The organism is Alloiococcus sp. CFN-8, assembly GCF_049943125.1.
Taxonomy (GTDB): Bacteria; Bacillota; Clostridia; order Clostridiales; family Clostridiaceae; genus JAEXZL01.
The window spans coordinates 2,325,334-2,349,142 of sequence record NZ_CP188040.1; the positions used below are offsets into that span (position 1 = coordinate 2,325,334).

Genomic DNA, 23,809 nt, shown 5'->3' on the forward strand with positions numbered 1-23,809 from the left:
CATAAGAGAACCTAGAAATTTCTTAATCTAGCACACTGTAGAGGATAGAATAATGCTGAGGTAATTATACTAAGGAGGTGGGAGAAATACATAGAAAGAAAAAAGAACCTTTATTCATAGCCATCCTCAGTTTATTCTTTTCTTTTTTTATGGTTATGGGAGAGTCTTTTCGCAGAACAAACAGCTGGGATTTAGTCTTGGGTACACCAGTAAGGCTTGCTGCTTCTGGATTAATTTTTATTAGCTTTTTCTTGGTATTTCGTTTTACCCTAAAAAAGCTCTACAAATATATAGACAAAGGAATTAAAGTAGATAAGCCATATGAAAGTAATAAATTTTTGATTGTCTTCAACAATCATTCCTTTATATTAAGTCTTATTATAATTCTTCTATGCTGGCTTCCCTACATAATAGCCTTTTATCCTTCCATACTATCCCCAGATCCCAGTAATCAGATAAGGCAGTTTTTTGGAATACCAAATTATTATTCTGAATACGTAGTTTTGCTGGATGAAGGAGTGGTGATAACTAATCACCATCCAGTGCTTCATACATTTATTCTAGGGGGGATGGCTAAGGTAGGTTATTTACTGGGTTCTATAAATCTTGGCTTATTCATCTATAGTATTTTACAGGTAGGAACATTGTCCGCTGTTTTTGCTTACACCATATATTATATGAGAGAGCTAAAGCTACCTATAAAGCTAAGGATAGCTTTTTTATTAGCTTATTCCCTTGTACCAGTCTTCCCTTTATATGCTATGTCTGCAGTGAAGGATGTCATCTTTGGAGCTCTTATTATTTTATATATAATATTTTTATTCACTGTGGTAAAAGCTAAAGAAGGAGAGGTCATGACCCATAGAAGGATAGGATTTTACATGCTCTTAATAATATTGATAACCTTATTTAGGAATAATGGTATTCATGTAATTCTTCTGACCCTTCCCTTTGCTATATATAAATCAAAAGCTTATAGGAGACAGCTTGGAATTATTTTTTTATCGACTCTTTTAATATATGGTGGCTATTCAAAGCTACTATTACCAGCCTTAAGGATTACTCCTGGAAGCATAAGAGAAGCTCTATCCATTCCTTTTCAGCAGACTGCACGGTATGTTTTAAAGTATGAGGATGAACTTACAGAACAGGAGATAAGAGCTATAGATAAGCTTTTAAATATAGAAACCTTGGGTGAGAGATATAAGCCGGAAATATCAGATCCTGTAAAGGGAGAGTTTAATAAGTATGCTCAGAAGGAGGAGTTAATTAATTACTTTAAGGTCTGGGCTCGTGGATTAATAAAGCATCCTGGGGTATATATAGAGGCTACTATGAATAATACCTATGGGTATTTTTACCCCGGTAAGACCAACTGGTATGTATATTATAGATTTGATGATAGGTTAGCTCACGACGGCTTTGACTATCATTATAATAATCTTTTCGGATTAAGAAAGAGCTTGAGCTTATTTGCAGTAGCCTTCCCGTATATTCCAGTGATAGGACTAATGGTGAATATTGCTTTTAATGTATGGCTTATATTTACTGGCGCTGGTTATCTGATATACAGGAGGAAGCTTAGTGAGCTTATTTTTTTATCTCCTGCTTTAGTTTTGATACTAATTTGTATAGCCTCCCCGGTGAACGCGTATTTTAGATATTCTCTACCTTATATTTTTTCAATGCCTTTAATGATAAGTTTATTTTTATATTCTGCCAAGATGGAGGGGTAACCAATGAAGAATAATAAAATTGCTGTATTAATTCCCTGCTATAATGAATGCAAAACCATTGAAAAGGTAGTTCAGGATTTTAAGAGAGTACTTCCTGAGTCAGTTATTTATGTCTATGATAATAATTCCAGAGATAATTCTGTAGAGCTTGCAGAAAAAGCTGGTGCAGTAGTTTGTCATGAATATAGGCAGGGTAAGGGAAATGTTATCAGAAGCATGTTGAGACAGATTGATGCAGAATGTTACTTGATGATTGATGGAGATGATACCTACCCTGCAGAGTATGGAAAAGAAATGTGTGAGCTAATTCTTACAAAGCAAGCAGACATGGTCATAGGAGATAGATTATCCTCAACTTATTTTACAGAGAATAAAAGGCCTTTTCACAATACAGGAAATAGACTGGTTAGATTACTTATAAATAAGCTTTTTCATAATGATATAAAGGATATAATGACCGGCTATAGAGCCTTCAGCTACGAGTTTGCCAAAGGTTTTCCTGTTTTGTCTAGAGGCTTTGAGATTGAGACGGAAATGACAATCCATGCGGTGGATAAAAATTTCAGAATAATAGAAATTCCTATAGATTATAGAGATAGACCTGAAGGCAGCGTATCAAAGCTGAATACCATGAGTGACGGTTATAAGGTAATTAAAACCATAGCGGTACTCTTTAAAGAGTATAGACCTTCAGTATTCTTTAATATCTCAAGTATTTTTATTCTTGCTATTTCTCTATTACTAGGAGCTCCGGTAGTGATTGAATATCTTACGATAGGTTTAGTTCCTAGGTTTCCTAGCCTTGTGGCGTCAGGAGTATTTTTGACTATATCTATTTTGCTCTGGATAGCTGGTATAATTCTTCAAGTAATAAGCAAAAAGCATAAGCAGATTTATGAATTATATTTGAATCTACTCAGGATGAAAAATGAAAAGACTCCTGAGTGAAATATTTAGATTTTTACTTGTGGGAGGTACGGCCTTTCTTATAGACCTTTTTCTTCTGTATCTCTTTACGGAGATTATAGGAATACATTATTTGATATCAGCAGCAATAGCTTTTATAGGCGCTCTAGCTTTTAATTATATTCTGAGCCTCAATTGGGTATTTAGAGGTGGAAAAGAGAAAGGCTTTAGTGGAGCGTTGATTTTTTTAGCTCTTAGCCTTATGGGACTTATTCTAAATCAGATGATCTTATATTTAACCGTAGAAGGGATAAATATAAATTATCTATGGGCCAAGATTATAGCAGCCTTTATTGTCATGGTATATAATTTTATTACTAGAAAAATATTTATTGAAGGAAATACTGGCTAGGTACATACTCTTTTGGAATGTACCTTTTATTCATTATTGAGCTAATTTCGCTTAATTTAGCAAATTTTGATACAATATTGCCTATAAATTTAAAATATATAGTATACTATATAGTATATTAATGAGTAATAAACAGGGGGAAAATATCGTGGATAGTAACGAGATAATGGAAGAGGAGATTATGAGGAATCTTAAATATCTTAAGCTATTGGCTGAGAGATATCCTACAATCAGTGATGCAAGCACTGAAATAATTAATTTGCAGGCAATACTTAATCTACCTAAGGGGACAGAACATTTTTTAACAGATATCCATGGGGAGTATGAAGCCTTTGTTCATGTTATGAAAAATGCTTCAGGAGTAGTGAAAAGGAAAATTGAGGACAGGTTCAGCAATATATTAAGCCAGGAAGAAATAAAAGCTCTTGCTACTTTAATATATTATCCTGAGCAGAAGCTTGACATAATCGAAAGAAATGAAGCTAATATAGAAGATTGGTACAAGATTACTTTATATAGGCTCATAGAAATATGTAGATATTGCTCCACAAAATATACCAGGTCCAAGGTTAGGAAGGCTCTTCCTAAGGAATTCAGCTATATATTAGAAGAGCTGCTACATGAAAGCAGGGCCGTATACAATAAGCAGGACTACTATGATGAAATTATCAACTGTATAATCTCTATCAATCAGGCAAGGGAGTTTATCATAGCTCTATCTAATTTGATTCAGAGGCTTGTAGTAGATAGGCTTCATATCATAGGGGATATATACGATAGAGGGCCAGGAGCTCATATTATAATGGATAAGCTCATGACCCATCATTCTTTGGATATTCAGTGGGGAAATCATGACATTCTTTGGATGGGAGCAGCAGCAGGATCCAAGGTATGTATTGCTAATGCCATTAGAATATGCTTAAGATATGGAAACATGGATACCTTAGAGGATGGCTATGGCATAAATTTGCTTCCTTTGGCAACGTTTTCCATGGAAACCTATGGGGATGATCCTTGCGAATGCTTTAAGCCAATTCCTGATATAAAGGATTGTTATAGCAATAAGGAAGAAAAGTTTATAGCAAGGATGCATAAGGCTATATCTATTATCCAATTTAAGCTGGAAGGAGAGGTCATAAAAAGACGTCCTGAGTTTAATATGAATCACAGGCTTCTCTTAAATGATATGAACCTTGAAGAAGGAAGTATCACTGTGGAAGGAAAGGTATATCCTTTAAAGGATAAAAATTTCCCTACTATTGATATGAAAAATCCTTACGCCCTTACCCAGGAGGAGTATGATGTGATAGAAAAGCTACAGTATTCCTTCATTAATAGTGAGAAGCTTAGAAGCCACTGTGACTTCTTATTCTCTCGCGGAAGCATGTATTTAGCTTTTAATTCTAATCTTTTATTCCATGCATGTATACCAATAGAAGAGGATGGAAGCTTTTCAGCCTTAAGGGTATATGATAAAGAGCTAAGAGGCAAGGCTCTTTTAGATGAGCTGGAGAGGGTAGGAAGAGAGGGATATTTTACAAAAAACAAGGAAAGAAAACGCTATGGACAGGATATTTTATGGTATCTTTGGACAGGAAAGCATTCTCCTCTTTTTGGAAAAAATAAAATGACTACCTTTGAAAGGTACTTTGTAGAGGATAAGGAAGCTCATAAGGAAAAGAAAAATGCTTATTACAAATATAGAGATAGCGAAGAGTTCTGTATAAGAGTATTAAAGGAATTTAATATAGATTCTCCTGATGCCCATATAATAAATGGACATATGCCTGTAGAAAGAAAAAAGGGAGAAAGTCCTATTAAGGCAGGGGGAAAACTATTAGTTATTGACGGAGGCTTCTCTAAGCCATATCAAAAGAAGACAGGCCTTGCTGGCTATACCTTAATATTTAATTCCTTTGGACTGCAGCTAGTTTCTCATCAGCCATTTAAATCTATGGAAGCGGCTATTAAAGAAGAAACAGATATAATATCTACCCGTATTGTATTAGAAAAAAATGTTGAGAGGAAGAGGGTAGGGGATACAGATGTTGGAGCTTTACTTAAGAATCAGATAAAGGATTTAATGGAGCTCTTATCTGCTTATCGCTCAGGTATAATTAAAGAAAAACACTAAAAATATTATTGGAAGTTTTTGTCATTGAATATACTGCTTGTTTTACATTAGAATGTAATTGTAAAGAATTATATTAAGTGTGAAATAAAACTACTTTGTAATAAAAGGGGGCAAAAGTTATGAGTGGAAGAAAGGACTATATTTCTTGGGATGAATATTTTATGGGGATAGCTCTATTATCAGCACAGAGAAGCAAAGACCCTAGAACGCAGGTGGGTGCTTGTATTGTTAATCAGAGAAACAAAATAGTAGGGGTTGGCTATAATGGTCTTCCTGTAGGCTGCTCCGATGATTCCTTTCCCTGGGAATGTGAAGGCGATTTCTTAGGCACTAAATATCCCTTTGTTTGCCATGCAGAGCTCAATGCAATCCTGAATAATATTGGTATAGATCTAGAAGGCTGTAGAATATACACTGCCTTGTTTCCCTGTAATGAGTGTGCCAAAGCAATAATTCAATCAGGTATTAAAGAAGTGGTTTACCTTTCTGATAAGTATCACGATACAGATAATACTAAGGCTTCAAGGTTGATGCTGGAAACGGCAGGAATAACCATGAGAAGGCTTGTTCACAATATATCTAATCTGGAGATATCCTTTGAAGAAAAAAATATTTAATCTACTCCCTGCTTCATTTTTAATGAAGCAGGGCTTTAATATTTTTAGTATGATTCAAAATAGCCTTTGGTTACTCTAGAGTAAATTATTACTTATTTCTAGTAAATTATATTGACAGGAAAGATTATTTTGATAGAATTAGTAGTATAAATTAATAGGTGCGATGAGAAAGAAGAGTAGGTTTAAAGCTTTTATAGAGAGATGATGTTTGGTGCGAGTCATTAAAGGTTTAAACTGAAGGGAGCTTTTGAGCATAGTATTTTAAGAGCTGAGCTTTTGCTAAGAAGGGTGGAACCGCGGAAATTTTCGTCCCTTTAAGGTAAGGCTTTTTATTTTTGTATTGATTATATTATTAAAAACAAGGAGGAATATACATGGCAGTGGAAAAAACTATGGAAAAGATAGTTGCGTTATGTAAGAATAGAGGATATGTATTTCCAGGCTCAGATATCTATGGAGGTCTTGCTAATTCATGGGATTATGGTCCTTTAGGTGTTGAATTTAAAAATAATATTAAAAAGGCTTGGTGGAAAAAGTTCATCCAGGAAAGCCCATATAATGTTGGTGTAGACTGTGCTATCCTCATGAATAATGAGGTTTGGGTAGCCTCAGGTCATGTAGGTGGCTTCTCAGATCCTCTAATGGACTGTAAGGAATGTAAGGCTAGATTTAGGGCTGATAAGCTTGTAGAGGATCATATGACAGAACAGGGAGCAGAGGTTGCTAGTGCTGATGGCTGGAGCAACGAAGAGCTCAAGAGCTATATTGAGGACCATGATATTCATTGTCCTAAATGTGGTAAGAAGAATTTTACTGATATAAGAAAATTTAATCTTATGTTTAAGACCTTCCAGGGAGTTACAGAGGATGCAAAATCAGAGCTTTATTTAAGACCAGAGACTGCTCAAGGTATCTTTGTTAACTTTAAGAATGTCCAAAGAACCTCCAGAAAAAAAGTTCCCTTTGGTATAGGTCAGATAGGAAAATCCTTCAGAAATGAAATAACTCCAGGTAATTTTACCTTCAGAACAAGAGAGTTTGAGCAGATGGAGCTTGAATTTTTCTGCAAGCCAGGAACAGATTTAGAATGGTTTAGCTATTGGAAGGATTACTGCGTTAATTTCTTACTAAGCTTAAAGATGAATAAGGATAGCTTAAGGATAAGAGATCATAGTCAGGAGGAGCTTTCCTTCTATTCTAATGCTACCTCAGATATAGAATTCCTATTCCCATTTGGTTGGGGAGAGCTTTGGGGTATAGCCGATAGAACTGATTATGACCTGAAAAAGCATTCTGAGCATTCAGGTACAGATATGAACTATCTAGATCCAGTAACTAACGAAAAGTATATACCTTACTGCATAGAGCCTTCCCTTGGTGCTGACAGAGTTGCTTTAGCCTTCTTGTGCGATGCTTATGACGAAGAGGAGCTAGATGGAGGAGATGTTAGAACAGTTATGCACCTACATCCAGCATTGGCTCCATACAAGGCTGCTGTTCTGCCTCTTTCTAAGAAGCTTTCAGATAAAGCCTTAGATGTATTTAATAACCTTAGTAAAAGCTTTAATGTAGAATATGATGAAGCAGGCTCTATAGGTAAGAGATATAGAAGACAGGATGAGATAGGTACACCATTCTGCATAACTATAGATTTTGATACTCTAGAGGATGAAACAGTAACTGTTAGACACAGGGATTCTATGGAGCAGATAAGAATTAAGATTGAGGAATTAGAAGGATATATAGCAGATAGTCTTAAATTTTAAAATAAAATGTTCAAAACTTATATGGAACTTTTATGATATAATTTAACTATTAAACATAGGAGGTTAAAGTATGTGGCTTGTTTATATAATGGTGCTGCTGTCATTTTTAATTGGCTCATTTCCTTCCGGCTATATAATCGTAAAAAAGTACCATGGCTTTGATATTCGAACTAAGGGTAGTGGTAATATAGGCTCTACCAATGTAAAGAGAGTAGCGGGGTCTAAGGCTGCAACTATAACTCAAGTAATAGATATTAGCAAGGGTATTATCCCGATGATTATTGCTATAGTTATCTGTTTAAATAATAAGCTACCTATAGATATATACTCTTTTTTGTCCTTAGTAGCCATTGCAGCAGTATTAGGCCATAACTATACACCCTTTTTAGGCTTTAGGGGAGGTAAGGGAGTTAATACTACTCTGGGAGCATTTATATTTATAGCTCCTATACCTGTATTCCTTGGAATAATGGTTCATACTCTCTTGAAGAAGGCTATTCCTGTTGTTGCTGTAAGGTCTATTCTTTTAGGAGTAACTATTGCTTTAGCTGCGATATTATTATCGTTACCAAGTCCTGTGATTTATGCCTGCATAGCTTCTGCATTGATAATGACAATAAGGCATAAAAAGAATATAAAAGAGCTATTAGAAGAGAGAAAAAATAAAAAATAGCTGTTAAAATATTTAAGATATAAACAAAGGCTATAGAGCAGTGCTCTATAGCCTTTAACTTATTTATTAAGGGAGAATTATTTGCTTACAGCTTCCTGATAAAGTCTTTCAACTTCAGACCAATTTACAACATTCCAGAAGCTTGAAATATATTCTGGTCTCTTGTTTTGATATTTGAGGTAATATGCATGTTCCCAAACATCTAAGCCTAATATTGGAATGAATCCTTCTGATATAGGATTGTTTTGGTTAGGTGTCGACATAATCTCTACTTCCTTGTTAGGAGTAACTACTAGCCATGCCCATCCGCTACCGAATCTAGTAGCTGCGGATTTTTCGAATACTTCCTTGAATTTCTCGAAGCTTCCAAATTTATTGTTGATTGCTTCTGCAACCTTTCCTGTAGGAGTGCCTCCTGCATTTGGAGCAAGCATATTCCAGAATAAGCTGTGGTTATAGTGACCTCCACCGTTATTTACAACTGCTAATCTTATATCTTCTGGTAGAGAATCAAGATTTGTGAGTAATTCAACTACATCCTTTGAAGCATGCTCTGGATATTTTTCTAGAGCTGCATTTAAATTATTAACATAAGCTTGATGATGCTTTGAATGATGGATTGTCATTGTAAGTCCATCTATATATGGCTCCAAAGCATTATAATCATATTTTAATTCTGGTAATACATGTGTCATTATTAAAAAACCTCCATTCAATCTCGAAAAATTTTGAATATTATATGTGTGAATTAACCATGGTAAAGAGATAAGCTTTATTTGTATAAGCTTAGTATATCTCTTAATCGTTAAGTTTATTATAAGTTAATTGAAAATAATAATCAATATTATATACTGTGGGATAATATTAACTATCTGTAAATTTAGCCTTGGAGCTCTATAATAGTTTGAAATCCCATTGTGGGGTATTTATAATTATAATAGTATCTATGATAATAAGTAATATTTACTATAATAATTAGTTGACCACAATCTATTCTTTAAGTAATAAGAATAGATGCTGCATGCTGCTGTATTACAAAGGAACTGACTAAGAGGAGGATGGAGATGTTTATAGACCTAAACTTAAGGCTTGAAGACACTGTAAGAAAGAAGAGAGAGTGTGAAAGACTCATGGCTAAGCTTAGGGATATAGAAGAGAGGATAAGTAGAAGCAGAGATGTACTGCAGACTCTCGATATTCAAGAAGTAAAAGATGAGGATCAAATAGAGCATTTGAGAAGACTATCAATAAGTTCACTTATTTATACTCTTTTATTTTCAGAGGAAGGGCAATTAACCAGGGCGGAGATAGAATATATTAAAATAAAATGTAAAATGGAAGAGAAAAAGGAAGAGCTGCTCCTTTTAGAAAAGGAAAGCCATGGTTTAAAAACTCATTTAGCTGGCTTCGAAGGAGTATATAACGACTATGAAGAGCTCATGAGGGAGAAGAAAGCTTTTACTACTAAGGGTAAGGTTCATGTTAATAGTGAAATATTGAGATTATCTGAGGAGCTAGCTTTAAGCTTGTGCTTAATAAAAGAAACTAAAGAACTATTAATGGAGATAAAGCATCTAACAATTCCTTTAGAGAGCTTTGTTGAAGCCATCGAGAGCATTGATAAGCTTGATAGCCTGAAAACTGAAAGAGAAAGATTAGTTCCTATAAAAGAGCTTAGAAATTCTTCCCTGCTGCTTAAAATTAGCTTAGGTACAATGGTTAGAGATTTAAAGGATATTTCCCATAAAGGAAGAGGAAGGATTAATCCTGATATATTTTTAGAGTTGGCAGACTTCTTTACAGAAAACTCTTTTGTAGATTTTTATGAAAAAGGACAAATAAGTACTACCATTGAAAAAAGCAAAAGCTTTAAAAAAGAGCTGGAGAAAATGCAGGGAGCTTTAGAAAAGAAGCTTATAAAAGAAGACGAGAACTTAGACGATATAAAAAGAAGTAGAATATCATATATTGAGGCTCTATAAGCAGGAGATAAATTGAGCCCAAAATATAAAAAAAGTGGACGTGGAAAACCATATCCACTTTTTCTATTAAGATTCTAAGAATATTTTTGTATATAAATGGAATAGCTCTATTATTCTTGAAAAGCCAAGGTTATTCTGGTGAGAGCCTCCTTAAGTATTGTTTTAGGACAAGCTATATTCATTCTTTGGAAGCCGTAGCCCAGTTTCCCAAACATATAGCCGTCATTCAATGCTACCTTAGCTTTCTTTAGAAGTCTCTCGTTTATTTCTTCTCTATTTAGCCCAGTCCCACGGAAATCTAGCCAGAGAAGATAGGTTCCTTGTGGGGGGATGACTTTTACTGAGGGAAGATTTTCCTTTATAAAACCCATGGTAAATTTAACGTTATCCTCAAGATATGAAAGCAGTGCTTCAAGCCAAGGCTCTCCGTAATTATAAGCAGCCTGTACACCAACAATACTTAAAGGGGTGGGGCCCTGAAGATGAAGCTTATCTAGATATTCAGCAAGTTTTTTTCTAAGCTCAGGATTCTTTATTATTATGTTTGAGCATTGTAATCCTGCAAGGTTAAAGGTTTTAGTAGGTGCGCTGCAGGTAATGCATATATCAGAAAACTCCTCAGAAATAGAAGCAAAGGGTATATGCTTATAGTTTTTATATATTAAATCTCCATGGATCTCATCAGCAATAACTATTATTCCATGCTTTAAACAGAGCTCTCCTAAGGCGATAAGCTCACTTTTAGACCATACTCTCCCTACAGGGTTGTGGGGATTGCATAAAATTAAAACCTTTGTTTTATCATCAATTAATCCTTGAAGCTCTTCTAAATTCATCTCATAAGAATCATCTTTAAAGGAAAGCTCATTTATAACTGGGATTCTTTCATTAATTTCGATTCCGTGCTTAAAGGGGTGATAAACGGGCTCCTGTATTATGATTTTATCTCCTTTTTCTGTAAGGCACTGTATAAGCCAGTTTATAGCTGGAACAACCCCTGGAGAGTGAAATATCCAGTCCTTTTCAATTTCGTAACCATAGCGTCTTTTATTCCAGCTAATTATTGCATTATAATAATCATCGCTGATTGCTGTATAGCCATATATAGGATGCTTGGCCCTTTCTGTAATGGCCGCAGTAACCTCCTTAGGGGAGGGGAAATCCATATCTGCCACCCATAATGGGAGTAAATCCTTTTCACCATAAATATTTTCTAGTAGGTCCCATTTAATAGAGGAGGTATTTATTCTGTCAATAATCCTATCAAAGTCAAACTTGTTTTCATCCTTAATGCACATTTTTCTATCACCGTCCTTAAAAGCTATCATTCTATAGAATAATTATACCTTATCTATTGGTAGAATAATAAGCAGTCAAATGTTATAATTATCGAAGAACAGGAAAATATGATTAATATAAGAGTTTTTCTTTTGTATTTGGAGGTTCTTTTGATGAAAAGAAAATTTCAAGAATTTAAAGATTTTATAAAAGATAAGAATACTGCTGTTGTTGGTATTGGAGTGAGTAATATACCTCTTATTAATTTTCTCCTAGAGTTAGGTGCAGAGGTAACCGCCTTTGATAAGAAGACAGAGGAACAGCTGGGAGACACCGCCAATGAATTAAGAGATAAAGGGGCACAGCTGGTTCTTGGGGAAAGCTATTTAGAAAAGCTCCAGGGCTATGAGGTGATATTTAAGAGTCCTTCCTTTAGGATAGACAATCCTGTCTTTCAAAAGGAAAAAGAAAGAGGAGCTTATATAACCTCAGAGATGGAGGAATTTGTGCGATACTGTCCTGGTAAGATATTTGCAGTTACAGGCAGTGATGGTAAAACTACTACTACAAGCATAATTTATAATTTGCTGAAGGAAGAAGGGTATAAAACCTGGGTAGGAGGAAATATAGGAACACCCTTATTTTCTAAGATTGAAGAGATGAAAGAGGAGGATAAGGTAGTTCTTGAGCTCTCAAGCTTTCAGCTCATGACCATGAATTCTCCTATAGAGGTTGCAGTAGTAACTAATATTACCCCTAACCATCTTGATATGCATAAGGATATGGAGGAGTACATTGATGCTAAGAGAAATATTCTTAAGTATCAGGATAAAGAAGGTCTTCTTATCTTAAATAAGGAGAATGCTATTACAGCTTCCCTTGCAGATGAAGCTAATGGAAGGGTTAAATTCTTTAGCTCAAATAGAATTATTGAAGATGGAGGTAGCTATAGGCAGGGAGCTCTATATATAAATAATAAGAAGGTAATTGATGCAGAGGATATTGTCATTAAGGGTATCCATAATGTAGAAAACTATCTAGCTGCTTACTTAGCTGTAGAGGGAGAAGTTTCTCCTGATACCATGAAAATGGTAGCAGAAAACTTTAGAGGAGTTGCTCACAGAAATGAACTTATTAGAGAGCTTAATGGCGTTAAGTTCTATAATGACTCTATAGGCTCAAGTCCCACTAGAACCTTAGCTACAATCTCTGTATTCAGTAAGCCAGTGATACTCATTGCTGGAGGCTATGATAAAAATATCCCCTTCGAGCCTTTAGCAGAAAAAGGATATAAGCAGATTAAAGCCCTTGTACTCTTGGGAGTTACTAAGAATAAGATTAAAGATGTCTTTGATAAATTAATCAAGGAAAAGAATATTAATATTCCTATATATCTAACAGAAAACCTTGAAGAGGCTGTGAAGGTATCCTTAGATATTTCTCAGAGAGGAGACAGTATTGTTCTATCACCAGCCTGTGCTAGCTTTGATATGTTTCCTAACTTTGAAAAAAGAGGGGAAGCTTTCAGGGATATTGTAAATAGTTTATAGTAAGAATTAAAGACTATCTATATAATAGCTTTTAAAGATGGCAGCATAATTTTGCTGGACATCAAGTAGTGTTATTAAATTAAGTTGATAAAAGCAATCCTTTGTGGGTTGCTTTTTTTATACCAATTTAGGTTGTAATATTACTAATTGTCTTATAACTCATAGAAACCTTGCCTAGTGTATCTATATATAGAAACAGAAGAAAAATGAATAAATTTAAAGGAATATGAGAATAAATCTCTTAATTTATGACACAATAGAAATTATGATGATAATAAAGGTGATAAGATAATATCCGTCGCCAAGAGCGATGGGATTTAAAGCGAAAAATTGGTCAACAAAAAGTAGTAAAAAAGTTGTTGACACAAAGAGCTTTAAATGATAATATAATCAAGCGGTCGGTAATCAAGCCGCAATGGTCTTTGAAAATTGAACAGAGAACTAAGTTTAGAACAAACACAAACCAGCAATTTTTTTAAGTAATTTTGAGAAGTATCAAACTTTTAAATTGAGAGTTTGATCCTGGCTCAGGACGAACGCTGGCGGCGTGCCTAACACATGCAAGTCGAGCGAGGAAGCTCCTTCGGGAGTTTCCTAGCGGCGGACGGGTGAGTAACACGTGGGCAACCTGCCTCGAAGAGGGGGATAGCCTCCCGAAAGGGAGATTAATACCGCATAATATCGGTTTATCGCATGATGAACTGATTAAAGGAGAAATCCGCTTCGAGATGGGCCCGCGGCGCATTAGCTAGTTGGTGAGGTAATGGCTCACCAAGGCGACGATGCGTAGCCGACCTGAGAGGGTGATCGGCCACATTGGGACTGAGACACGGCCCAGACTCCTACGGGAGGCAGCAGTGGGGAATATTGCACAATGGGGGAAACCCTGATGCAGCAACGCCGCGTGAGTGATGAAGGCCTTCGGGTTGTAAAGCTCTGTCTTCAGGGACGATAATGACGGTACCTGAGGAGGAAGCCACGGCTAACTACGTGCCAGCAGCCGCGGTAATACGTAGGTGGCGAGCGTTGTCCGGATTTACTGGGCGTAAAGGGAGTGTAGGTGGATGCTTAAGTCAGATGTGAAATACCCGGGCTCAACCTGGGAACTGCATTTGAAACTGGGCGTCTAGAGTGCAGGAGAGGAAAGTGGAATTCCTAGTGTAGCGGTGAAATGCGTAGAGATTAGGAAGAACACCAGTGGCGAAGGCGACTTTCTGGACTGTAACTGACACTGAGGCTCGAAAGCGTGGGGAGCAAACAGGATTAGATACCCTGGTAGTCCACGCCGTAAACGATGGGTACTAGGTGTAGGGGGTATCGACTCCCCCTGTGCCGCCGTTAACACAATAAGTACCCCGCCTGGGGAGTACGGTCGCAAGATTAAAACTCAAAGGAATTGACGGGGGCCCGCACAAGCAGCGGAGCATGTGGTTTAATTCGAAGCAACGCGAAGAACCTTACCTAGACTTGACATCTCCTGAATTACCCTTAATCGGGGAAGCCCTTCGGGGCAGGAAGACAGGTGGTGCATGGTTGTCGTCAGCTCGTGTCGTGAGATGTTGGGTTAAGTCCCGCAACGAGCGCAACCCTTGTTGTTAGTTGCTACCATTAAGTTGAGCACTCTAGCGAGACTGCCCGGGTTAACCGGGAGGAAGGTGGGGATGACGTCAAATCATCATGCCCCTTATGTCTAGGGCTACACACGTGCTACAATGGCGAGTACAGAGAGACGCAAGACCGCGAGGTGGAGCAAAACTCTAAAACTCGTCCCAGTTCGGATTGCAGGCTGAAACTCGCCTGCATGAAGCCGGAGTTGCTAGTAATCGCGAATCAGAATGTCGCGGTGAATACGTTCCCGGGCCTTGTACACACCGCCCGTCACACCATGAGAGTTGGCAATACCCGAAGTCCGTGAGGTAACCGCAAGGAGCCAGCGGCCGAAGGTAGGGTCAGCGATTGGGGTGAAGTCGTAACAAGGTAGCCGTAGGAGAACCTGCGGCTGGATCACCTCCTTTCTAAGGAAACTTAATCGGAAGCCTTTTCCTTTGGAAAAGCACCGATTCACAAAGCTGGGTTTATTCTAGTACTGAATTCTCTGTCCAATTTTGAGAGACCAAGTCTTTCAAAAAGTCTTATGGGGGTATAGCTCAGTTGGGAGAGCACCTGCCTTGCACGCAGGGGGTCAAGAGTTCGAATCTCTTTATCTCCACCATAAGGGCTTATAGCTCAGCTGGTTAGAGCGCACGCCTGATAAGCGTGAGGTCGATGGTTCGAGTCCATTTAAGCCCACCATTTTGTTCTTTGAAAACTGCATACAGAAACTGATGTAAGTAAAGATAACTACAATCTTTTAAAGTGCAAATTATAAATTGTTTATTCAATGTATGATTTCGCTGAGATTAATTGTAAAACCGTAAACTAATTAGAACCTTGATGTTATAATGTCAAAAATTATAACGTCAGAGCGAACAGTAAGCGAAGTAATGCGAGGAGCCGAGGAACGAAGGCACGGAGCGTACAAAACCGTACGTGAGTACCGTAGTGACGAAAGCGACGAAGCAGTACGCAGCTTAATGTGAGCGAATATGGTCAAGCTACAAAGGGCGCATGGTGAATGCCTTGGCATCAGGAGCCGATGAAGGACGTGATAAGCTGCGATAAGCTTCGGGTAGGCGCACATAGCCAGTGATCCGGAGATCTCCGAATGAGGAAACTCACATGGGTAACCCCATGTATCCATAACTGAATCCATAGGTTATGGAGGGTAAACCCAGGGAACTGAAACATCTAAGTACCTGGAGGAAGAGAAAGAAAAATCGATTTTCTTAGTAGCGGCGAGCGAAAAGGAAAGAGCCCAAACCGGAAACTTGTTTCCGGGGTTGCGGACAGAACAATAAATGCAGGAGATGACTAACCGAAGCCAGCTGGAAAGCTGGGCCACAGAAAGTAACAGCCTTGTAGGTGAAAGTCATTTAGTGCCAGTTCTGATCCAGAGTACCACGAGACACGTGAAACCTTGTGGGAAGCAGGGAGGACCACCTCCCAAGGCTAAATACTACCTGATGACCGATAGTGAAGAAGTACCGTGAGGGAAAGGTGAAAAGAACCCCGGGAGGGGAGTGAAATAGAATCTGAAACCATGTGCCTACAACCGGTCAAAGCACCTTATGTGTGTGATGACGTGCTTTTTGTAGAACGAGCCTACGAGTTACGGTATGTAGCGAGGTTAAGTACTTAAGGTACGGAGCCGAAGGGAAACCGAGTCTTAATAGGGCGACTAGTTGCATGCCGTAGACCCGAAACCGGGTGACCTATCCATGGCCAGGTTGAAGCGGAAGTAAAATTCCGTGGAGGACCGAACCACGTTGGTGTTGAAAAACCATGGGATGAGCTGTGGATAGCGGAGAAATTCCAATCGAACTCGGAGATAGCTGGTTCTCCTCGAAATAGCTTTAGGGCTAGCGTCGGATATGAGTAGCGGAGGTAGAGCACTGAATGGGCTAGGGGGCGTATAGCTTACCGAACCTTATCAAACTCCGAATGCCGCATACTATGAGTCCGGCAGTCAGACAGTGACAGATAAGTGCCATTGTCAAAAGGGAAAAAGCCCAGACCGTCAGCTAAGGTCCCCAAGTATAGATTAAGTGGTAAAGGATGTGGGATTTCTAAGACAACTAGGATGTTGGCTTAGAAGCAGCCACTCATTCAAAGAGTGCGTAATAGCTCACTAGTCGAGAGATCCCGCGCCGAAGATGTCCGGGGCTAAAATCTATCACCGAAGCTACGGATTGACACAATAGTGTCAGTGGTAGGGGAGCGTCCTGTATGGGCTGAAGTCGTACCGTAAGGAGCGGTGGACTGTACAGGAGTGAGAATGTAGGCATAAGTAGCGAGAAATGGGTGAGAATCCCATTGGCCGAAAACCTAAGGTTTCCTCAGGAAGGCTCGTCCGCTGAGGGTTAGTCGGGACCTAAGCCGAGGCCGAAAGGCGTAGGTGATGGACAATCGGTTGATATTCCGATACTGCTGTTAATCGTTATTACCGATGGCGTGACGCAGGAGGATAGTGTGTGCCAGCTATTGGATGCTGGTCTAAGCACTTAGGTATACAGGATAGGCAAATCCGCCTGTATTAAGCTGAGGTGTGATGGGGAAGGCCCTACGGGGCCGAAGTACATGATTCCACGCTGCCAAGAAAAGCGTCTAGGGAGAGAGACAGTACCCGTACCGCAAACCGACACAGGTAGGTGAGGAGAGAATCCTAAGGCTGGCGGAAGAATTGCAGTTAAGGAACTCGGCAAATTGACCCCGTAACTTCGGGAGAAGGGGTGCCATGGAGACATGGCCGCAGAGAATAGGCCCAAGCAACTGTTTAGCAAAAACACAGGTCTCTGCTAAAGCGTAAGCTGATGTATAGGGGCTGACGCCTGCCCGGTGCTGGAAGGTTAAGGGGATTGCTTAGCGCAAGCGAAGGCATGAACTTAAGCCCCAGTAAACGGCGGCCGTAACTATAACGGTCCTAAGGTAGCGAAATTCCTTGTCAGGTAAGTTCTGACCCGCACGAATGGCGTAATGACTTGGGCACTGTCTCAACTGCAAATCCGGCGAAATTGTAGTGCAAGTGAAGATGCTTGCTACCCGTGGTTGGACGGAAAGACCCCGTAGAGCTTTACTGCAGCTTAGCATTGAGTTTCGGTATTGTCTGTACAGGATAGGTGGGAGACTGGGAAACAGGGTCGTCAGGCTCTGTGGAGTCAACCTTGGGATACCACCCTGACAGTACTGGAATTCTAACCGGGCACCATGAAGCTGGTGACGGGACATTGTTAGGCGGGCAGTTTGACTGGGGCGGTCGCCTCCTAAAAAGTAACGGAGGCGCTCAAAGGTTCCCTCAGAACGGTCGGAAATCGTTCGAAGAGCGCAAAGGCATAAGGGAGCCTGACTGCGACACCTACAAGTGGAGCAGGGACGAAAGTCGGACTTAGTGATCCGGTGGTACCTCGTGGGAGGGCCATCGCTCAACGGATAAAAGCTACCTCGGGGATAACAGGCTGATCTCCCCCAAGAGTCCACATCGACGGGGAGGTTTGGCACCTCGATGTCGGCTCGTCGCATCCTGGGGCTGAAGTAGGTCCCAAGGGTTGGGCTGTTCGCCCATTAAAGCGGCACGCGAGCTGGGTTCAGAACGTCGTGAGACAGTTCGGTCCCTATCCGCCACGGGCGCAGGAAATTTGAGAGGAGCTGTCCTTAGTACGAGAGGACCGGGATGGACTGACCTCTGGTGCACCAGTTGTTCCGCCAGGAGCACAGCTGGGTAGCTATGTCGGGAAGGGATAAACGCTGAAAGCATCTAAGCGTGAAGCCCACCTCAAGATTAGATTTCCCATAGCGTAAGCTAGTAAGACCCCTCGAAGAACACGAGGTTGATAGGTCGGAGGTGTAAGCACGGCAACGTGTTCAGCTGACCGATACTAATAGGTCGAGGGCTTGACCAAATAAATGACGACTTTACTAACATCATTCTGTATGCAGTTTTGAAAGAACAAAAATTCTTTCAAAACCAGAATATCCGGTGGCAATGCCATGAAGGTAACACCCGTTTCCATTCCGAACACGATGGTTAAGCTTCATAGGGCCGATGGTACTGCAGGGGAAGCTCTGTGGGAGAGTAGGAAGTTGCCGGGTCTGTATTCCGCGGTAGCTCAATGGTGGAGCACTCGGCTGTTAACCGATAGGTTGGAGGTTCGAGCCCTCTCCGCGGAGCCAAGAAAAAAGCTTCTTTTGTCTAACGACAAAAGAGGCTTTTTTCAATTATATCCGTTTCTGGGAGAAACGGGTGATATACCTGCGGTATGATATCTGCTGTGCAGATGATATATGCTACGCATATAAAAGATAAAGGATAAGGGAATGGATATTATATCATACTTGCTTTGCAAGTATATCATGCGGCGTAGTCGTATATCATATCGCGTAGCGATATATCATTTGCTTACATATCTTACCTCATTTAATTTTTTTCCTATAATAATTTCTTTTACTGTCCCATCAAAGATAAAGCCTTGCTTTTCGTAAAACCTTCTCGCTCTTATATTATCTTCAAGCACCCATATGCTTATTGAAGTATAATTTTGTTTCTCAAGCTCCTTTATTCCCCAAGTAAATAAAGCTTTTCCGAAGCCTTGTCCCCAATATTCTGGTAGAAGATACAGGCCTCGTATTTCTCCATAAGTGGAATTCTTATCATCATCTCTACATTCTCCTATGGATATAAAACCAGCTTCTTTACCATTCACATTTATGATCGCATCCTTCTCCCAATCTAAGCTTAGGGCTTTTTCGAAGTATTTTTCTCGTTTTTCTGGAGTAATTCCATTTAGTATTTCATCAGGTATTATACCTTTATAAGCAGACTTCCAGGAAGCGGAATGAATTATTCCTAAAGCTTTTGCAGATTCCAACCCGACATAACTTATATGACACATTAAAACACCCCCTAACTTTAGTATAGCTTATTTTCATATTGGAGAAATTAATATTAAAATAATAATATTATTCCTTATAGTAAGTTATGGTAGTATGAATATAAGTGAATCTGGTGTATGGAGATGATGTGAAATGAGATTATTTATCGCTATAAATTTTAATGATAACATTAAGAAAAAGCTTCAGGAAATTATTGAAGGTCTAAGAGGAGAATCAAAAAGAGGAAGCTTTTCTAGAATTGAAAACCTACACTTAACCTTAGCTTTTTTAGGGGAGATTGAGGCAGAAAAAGTAGCTTATCTAAAGAGCATCATGGATGAAATAGATGCAGAACCATTTCAGCTTCAGCTATCTCATTTAGGTGTTTTTAATAGAAAAGGAAGCTCTGAAGGCCTTTATTGGTGTGGAATTAAACATAATAAAATTCTATACAAGGTTCAAGAAAAGCTAGCAGCTATGTTAAAGGAAAATGATTTTAATTTAGATGATAAACCTTTTAAACCTCATATAACTCTAGCAAGAAGATGTATACTACCTAAAGATTTTTCTTTAGAGAGTTTTAATAGACTTATAGTGGATGATTCTATGGTGGTTAATGAAATTAGTCTAATGAAATCAGAAAGAATTAATGAAGTACTTACTTATACAGAAATATATAAAAAGAAAATATAGTAGGCGATGGATTTATATCCGTCGCCTATTATGCTAGCAGAGTACAATAATTTTATATGGTGAGGTTTGAGCTGGTATACTTCTTGTAGTTGGTCCATAAATAACTATAAGATTATGGTTAATTGGATTACGGGAAAATAGTAAACCATTCCTAATAACTATAAGTGTAGATGGAGCTAAGTTAAGTTTAAGCTGATTATCACTGCTAATAAGCTGATTATTGAAATAGCCTACCTTAATATTGGGAAAGGATTGGGCTCTATGCATAACTAGAGCCCTGTATTGGGGTGGATAGATTAGTGGAACAGGAGCATTTCCATCATAGTAGCCTGTCACCCTGTCCCCTGGTAGCAGTATATCATTATTTAAAATATAGGTATCGGGAGATACCACAAAATTAGTTGTGCCGCCATTATCATCCTGTAGGGAAATTAGCTTATAGCAGCCTAAGCTTTCTTGTGATTCGTTAATCCAAAAATCTTCAATGGTAGATATAGTACCAGTAATTGATAAGAAGTTGATCATTAGACCTCCTGAGAAAAACATTTATAAATATAATTTATTCCTAATAGATATAAGCTGTGCTCATAATAACTAATTAATAGACAATTATGATACTGATTGATAATGTTTACATTTTGTTAATTGTATTAATTTCTTGAGGTAAGTATAATTGAATAACTTAACTATTGAAGATTTTTTTATTCCATATTTAAGTGGATATAGGAGGATAAGAAATGAATAAGATTTCAATTATTTGCTTAGGTGTAAGGGACATGGAGAAAGCTATAAAGTTTTATAGAGATGATCTTGGCTTTGAAACAGAAGAAAAAGGAAATAATCCTGATATAATATTTTTTAATACACCTGGTACAAAGTTTGAATTATTTCCACTAGAGGAATTGGCTAAGGATATCAGTACAGACGATACTCCTAAGATAGCAGATGGTTTTGGGGGGATAACCTTAGCTTATAATGTTGAACATAAGGAAGATGTTAATAAAGTTATAGAATTAGCTAGGAAAGCTGGAGCAAAAATAGTTAAGGAGCCTCAAGAGGTTTTCTGGGGAGGCTATCATGGATATTTTACAGATCTGGACGGCTATTATTGGGAAGTTGCCTGGGGACCAAACTTTAAATATGATGATGATGGAATGCTTGTTTTTTAAATATTAATTTGTGTAAGTTCCTCCATAATAACTGTTGATTATAATATTTTAGGTTAAAGAGAAGATTATTATATATAGAATATATAGTCATTATATTTCAAGAATACTTACTAGTTTGACAAAAAAACTCAATAAAGACTTATTTTAGCCTAAAACACTCCCTAGTGTATCAATAGATGTAAAACGTAGAAATAGAGAAGTATATGAAGGAATTTATGTATTTATTCCTTTTTTTAAGGTTATTAATAAACTGTAACAGTTTTATTCGTGGTATTATAAACAAGTCGCTTACGGCAAGCGGAAAACACTTGAACTAAGAAGTGCAACTAAGAAGTAAGAGGTAAGAGCTAAGAGTTGTAAAAGATTATGAAGCTCGTTTTACTTGCTTCCTATTTAGATAAGAGCTAAGAGTTAGAAGATTTGAAGCTCGCAGGCTCGCTTAGTAAGGTTAAAACTTGAGTTTCTTGAGAAAGAAAAAAGTTTTAAAAAAGAGTGTTGACAAAGAAAAACCGACGTGATAATATAATCAAGCGGTCGGTAATCAAGCCGCAATGGTCTTTGAAAATTGAACAGAGAACTAAGTTTAGAACAAACACAAACCAGCAATTTTTTTAAGTAATTTTGAGAAGTATCAAACTTTTAAATTGAGAGTTTGATCCTGGCTCAGGACGAACGCTGGCGGCGTGCCTAACACATGCAAGTCGAGCGAGGAAATTTCTTCGGAGGTTTCCTAGCGGCGGACGGGTGAGTAACACGTGGGCAACCTGCCTCGAAGAGGGGGATAGCCTCCCGAAAGGGAGATTAATACCGCATAATATCGGTTTATCGCATGATGGACTGATTAAAGGAGAAATCCGCTTCGAGATGGGCCCGCGGCGCATTAGCTAGTTGGTGAGGTAACGGCTCACCAAGGCGACGATGCGTAGCCGACCTGAGAGGGTGATCGGCCACATTGGGACTGAGACACGGCCCAGACTCCTACGGGAGGCAGCAGTGGGGAATATTGCACAATGGGGGAAACCCTGATGCAGCAACGCCGCGTGAGTGATGAAGGCCTTCGGGTTGTAAAGCTCTGTCTTCAGGGACGATAATGACGGTACCTGAGGAGGAAGCCACGGCTAACTACGTGCCAGCAGCCGCGGTAATACGTAGGTGGCGAGCGTTGTCCGGATTTACTGGGCGTAAAGGGAGTGTAGGTGGATGCTTAAGTCAGATGTGAAATACCCGGGCTCAACCTGGGAACTGCATTTGAAACTGGGCGTCTAGAGTGCAGGAGAGGAAAGTGGAATTCCTAGTGTAGCGGTGAAATGCGTAGAGATTAGGAAGAACACCAGTGGCGAAGGCGACTTTCTGGACTGTAACTGACACTGAGGCTCGAAAGCGTGGGGAGCAAACAGGATTAGATACCCTGGTAGTCCACGCCGTAAACGATGGGTACTAGGTGTAGGGGGTATCGACTCCCCCTGTGCCGCCGTTAACACAATAAGTACCCCGCCTGGGGAGTACGGTCGCAAGATTAAAACTCAAAGGAATTGACGGGGGCCCGCACAAGCAGCGGAGCATGTGGTTTAATTCGAAGCAACGCGAAGAACCTTACCTAGACTTGACATCTCCTGAATTACCCTTAATCGGGGAAGCCCTTCGGGGCAGGAAGACAGGTGGTGCATGGTTGTCGTCAGCTCGTGTCGTGAGATGTTGGGTTAAGTCCCGCAACGAGCGCAACCCTTGTTGTTAGTTGCTACCATTAAGTTGAGCACTCTAGCGAGACTGCCCGGGTTAACCGGGAGGAAGGTGGGGATGACGTCAAATCATCATGCCCCTTATGTCTAGGGCTACACACGTGCTACAATGGCGAGTACAGAGAGACGCAAGACCGCGAGGTGGAGCAAAACTCTAAAACTCGTCCCAGTTCGGATTGCAGGCTGAAACTCGCCTGCATGAAGCCGGAGTTGCTAGTAATCGCGAATCAGAATGTCGCGGTGAATACGTTCCCGGGCCTTGTACACACCGCCCGTCACACCATGAGAGTTGGCAATACCCGAAGTCCGTGAGGTAACCGCAAGGAGCCAGCGGCCGAAGGTAGGGTCAGCGATTGGGGTGAAGTCGTAACAAGGTAGCCGTAGGAGAACCTGCGGCTGGATCACCTCCTTTCTAAGGAAACTTAATCGGAAGCCTTTTCCCTTGGAAAAGCACCGATTCACAAAGCTGGGTTTATTCTACAACCAAATTCTCTGTCCAATTTTGAGAGACCACTAAAAACAGTGAAGAGAGAAGAGAGAAAAGTGAAGAGATGAAAATCTTTTAACTCTTACTTCTTAGCTCCTAGTTCTTAGTTAGTCTTTTAACTGTTCTTTGAAAACTGCATACAGAAACTGATGTAAGTAAAGATAACTACAATCTTTTAAAGTGCAAATTATAAATTGTTTAT

At 39.2% G+C, this 23,809-nt stretch carries 15 protein-coding genes, 3 tRNA genes, 4 rRNA genes and 1 other annotated feature; of the genes, 18 read left to right on the forward strand and 4 right to left on the reverse strand.

What is annotated here, in order from left to right; translation table 11 throughout:
* The first annotated feature begins 77 nt into the window (after positions 1–77).
* From ACPWSR_RS10725 to ACPWSR_RS10755, 7 genes are all read left to right on the forward strand, one after another.
* Positions 78–1,736: a DUF6020 family protein gene (locus ACPWSR_RS10725; RefSeq protein WP_426348228.1), complete on the forward strand. Its 1,659-nt coding sequence runs from the start codon at positions 78–80 to the stop codon at positions 1,734–1,736.
* 3 nt (positions 1,737–1,739) lie between these two features.
* Positions 1,740–2,684: a glycosyltransferase family 2 protein gene (locus tag ACPWSR_RS10730; RefSeq protein ID WP_426348229.1), complete on the forward strand. Its 945-nt coding sequence runs from the start codon at positions 1,740–1,742 to the stop codon at positions 2,682–2,684.
* Positions 2,665–3,054, forward strand: coding sequence for a GtrA family protein (locus ACPWSR_RS10735; protein WP_426348230.1), 390 nt, complete (start codon positions 2,665–2,667; stop codon positions 3,052–3,054). The genes ACPWSR_RS10730 and ACPWSR_RS10735 overlap by 20 nt, the downstream gene beginning before the upstream one ends.
* Positions 3,055–3,202: 148 nt before the next feature.
* Positions 3,203–5,188: a fructose-1,6-bisphosphatase gene (locus ACPWSR_RS10740; protein ID WP_426348231.1), complete on the forward strand. Its 1,986-nt coding sequence runs from the start codon at positions 3,203–3,205 to the stop codon at positions 5,186–5,188.
* Between the two features lie 119 nt (positions 5,189–5,307).
* Positions 5,308–5,805, forward strand: a complete 498-nt coding sequence (locus ACPWSR_RS10745) for a deoxycytidylate deaminase (protein WP_426348232.1) — start codon at positions 5,308–5,310, stop codon at positions 5,803–5,805.
* Positions 5,806–5,959: 154 nt separating this feature from the next.
* Positions 5,960–6,122 (forward strand) — a binding site (T-box leader).
* Between the two features lie 57 nt (positions 6,123–6,179).
* On the forward strand, positions 6,180–7,571 hold the full coding sequence (locus ACPWSR_RS10750; protein ID WP_426348233.1) for a glycine--tRNA ligase: 1,392 nt from the start codon (positions 6,180–6,182) through the stop codon (positions 7,569–7,571).
* Positions 7,572–7,641: 70 nt separating this feature from the next.
* A complete protein-coding gene (locus tag ACPWSR_RS10755) occupies positions 7,642–8,244 on the forward strand; it encodes a glycerol-3-phosphate acyltransferase (protein ID WP_426348234.1) in 603 nt (200 codons plus the stop codon).
* A gap of 77 nt (positions 8,245–8,321) precedes the next feature.
* Here ACPWSR_RS10755 and ACPWSR_RS10760 read toward each other — a convergent pair whose 3' ends face one another.
* The gene (locus tag ACPWSR_RS10760) at positions 8,322–8,939 is read right to left on the reverse strand and encodes a superoxide dismutase (protein WP_426348235.1); all 618 of its coding nucleotides are present in this window, start codon (positions 8,937–8,939) and stop codon (positions 8,322–8,324) included.
* A gap of 369 nt (positions 8,940–9,308) precedes the next feature.
* Between ACPWSR_RS10760 and ACPWSR_RS10765 the strand changes: the two genes are divergently transcribed.
* Positions 9,309–10,226, forward strand: coding sequence for a hypothetical protein (locus ACPWSR_RS10765; RefSeq protein WP_426348236.1), 918 nt, complete (start codon positions 9,309–9,311; stop codon positions 10,224–10,226).
* Between the two features lie 110 nt (positions 10,227–10,336).
* Here ACPWSR_RS10765 and ACPWSR_RS10770 read toward each other — a convergent pair whose 3' ends face one another.
* Complete coding sequence (locus ACPWSR_RS10770) at positions 10,337–11,554, reverse strand: MalY/PatB family protein (RefSeq protein WP_426348237.1); 1,218 nt, start codon at positions 11,552–11,554, stop codon at positions 10,337–10,339.
* Between the two features lie 123 nt (positions 11,555–11,677).
* Between ACPWSR_RS10770 and murD the strand changes: the two genes are divergently transcribed.
* The 7 genes from murD (at position 11,678) to ACPWSR_RS10805 (ending at position 18,820) form a co-directional block, all read left to right on the forward strand.
* Complete coding sequence (gene murD, locus ACPWSR_RS10775) at positions 11,678–13,054, forward strand: UDP-N-acetylmuramoyl-L-alanine--D-glutamate ligase (RefSeq protein WP_426348238.1); 1,377 nt, start codon at positions 11,678–11,680, stop codon at positions 13,052–13,054.
* 504 nt (positions 13,055–13,558) lie between these two features.
* Positions 13,559–15,069 (forward strand): 16S ribosomal RNA (locus ACPWSR_RS10780).
* Between the two features lie 121 nt (positions 15,070–15,190).
* Positions 15,191–15,266, forward strand: a tRNA-Ala gene (locus ACPWSR_RS10785).
* Positions 15,267–15,269: 3 nt separating this feature from the next.
* A tRNA-Ile gene (locus ACPWSR_RS10790) sits at positions 15,270–15,346 on the forward strand.
* Positions 15,347–15,641: 295 nt separating this feature from the next.
* A 23S ribosomal RNA gene (locus ACPWSR_RS10795) occupies positions 15,642–18,549 on the forward strand.
* 73 nt (positions 18,550–18,622) lie between these two features.
* Positions 18,623–18,739 (forward strand): 5S ribosomal RNA (gene rrf, locus ACPWSR_RS10800).
* The 16S, 23S and 5S rRNA genes sit together here with 3 tRNA genes alongside, the layout of an rRNA operon.
* Before the next feature lie 6 nt (positions 18,740–18,745).
* A tRNA-Asn gene (locus ACPWSR_RS10805) sits at positions 18,746–18,820 on the forward strand.
* 218 nt (positions 18,821–19,038) lie between these two features.
* Here ACPWSR_RS10805 and ACPWSR_RS10810 read toward each other — a convergent pair.
* Positions 19,039–19,515 carry a GNAT family N-acetyltransferase gene (locus tag ACPWSR_RS10810; protein WP_426348239.1) on the reverse strand — a complete coding sequence of 159 codons (477 nt, stop codon included), beginning with the start codon at positions 19,513–19,515 and terminating at the stop codon, positions 19,039–19,041.
* 157 nt (positions 19,516–19,672) lie between these two features.
* On the opposite strand from ACPWSR_RS10810, the gene thpR reads away from it, so the two are divergent.
* Complete coding sequence (gene thpR, locus ACPWSR_RS10815) at positions 19,673–20,212, forward strand: RNA 2',3'-cyclic phosphodiesterase (RefSeq protein WP_426348240.1); 540 nt, start codon at positions 19,673–19,675, stop codon at positions 20,210–20,212.
* A gap of 33 nt (positions 20,213–20,245) precedes the next feature.
* Here thpR and ACPWSR_RS10820 read toward each other — a convergent pair whose 3' ends face one another.
* Positions 20,246–20,737 carry a hypothetical protein gene (locus ACPWSR_RS10820; RefSeq protein WP_426348241.1) on the reverse strand — a complete coding sequence of 164 codons (492 nt, stop codon included), beginning with the start codon at positions 20,735–20,737 and terminating at the stop codon, positions 20,246–20,248.
* Between the two features lie 212 nt (positions 20,738–20,949).
* On the opposite strand from ACPWSR_RS10820, the gene ACPWSR_RS10825 reads away from it, so the two are divergent.
* Positions 20,950–21,381, forward strand: a complete 432-nt coding sequence (locus tag ACPWSR_RS10825) for a VOC family protein (protein ID WP_426348242.1) — start codon at positions 20,950–20,952, stop codon at positions 21,379–21,381.
* 640 nt (positions 21,382–22,021) lie between these two features.
* A 16S ribosomal RNA gene (locus ACPWSR_RS10830) occupies positions 22,022–23,532 on the forward strand.
* Positions 23,533–23,809 lie beyond the last annotated feature (277 nt).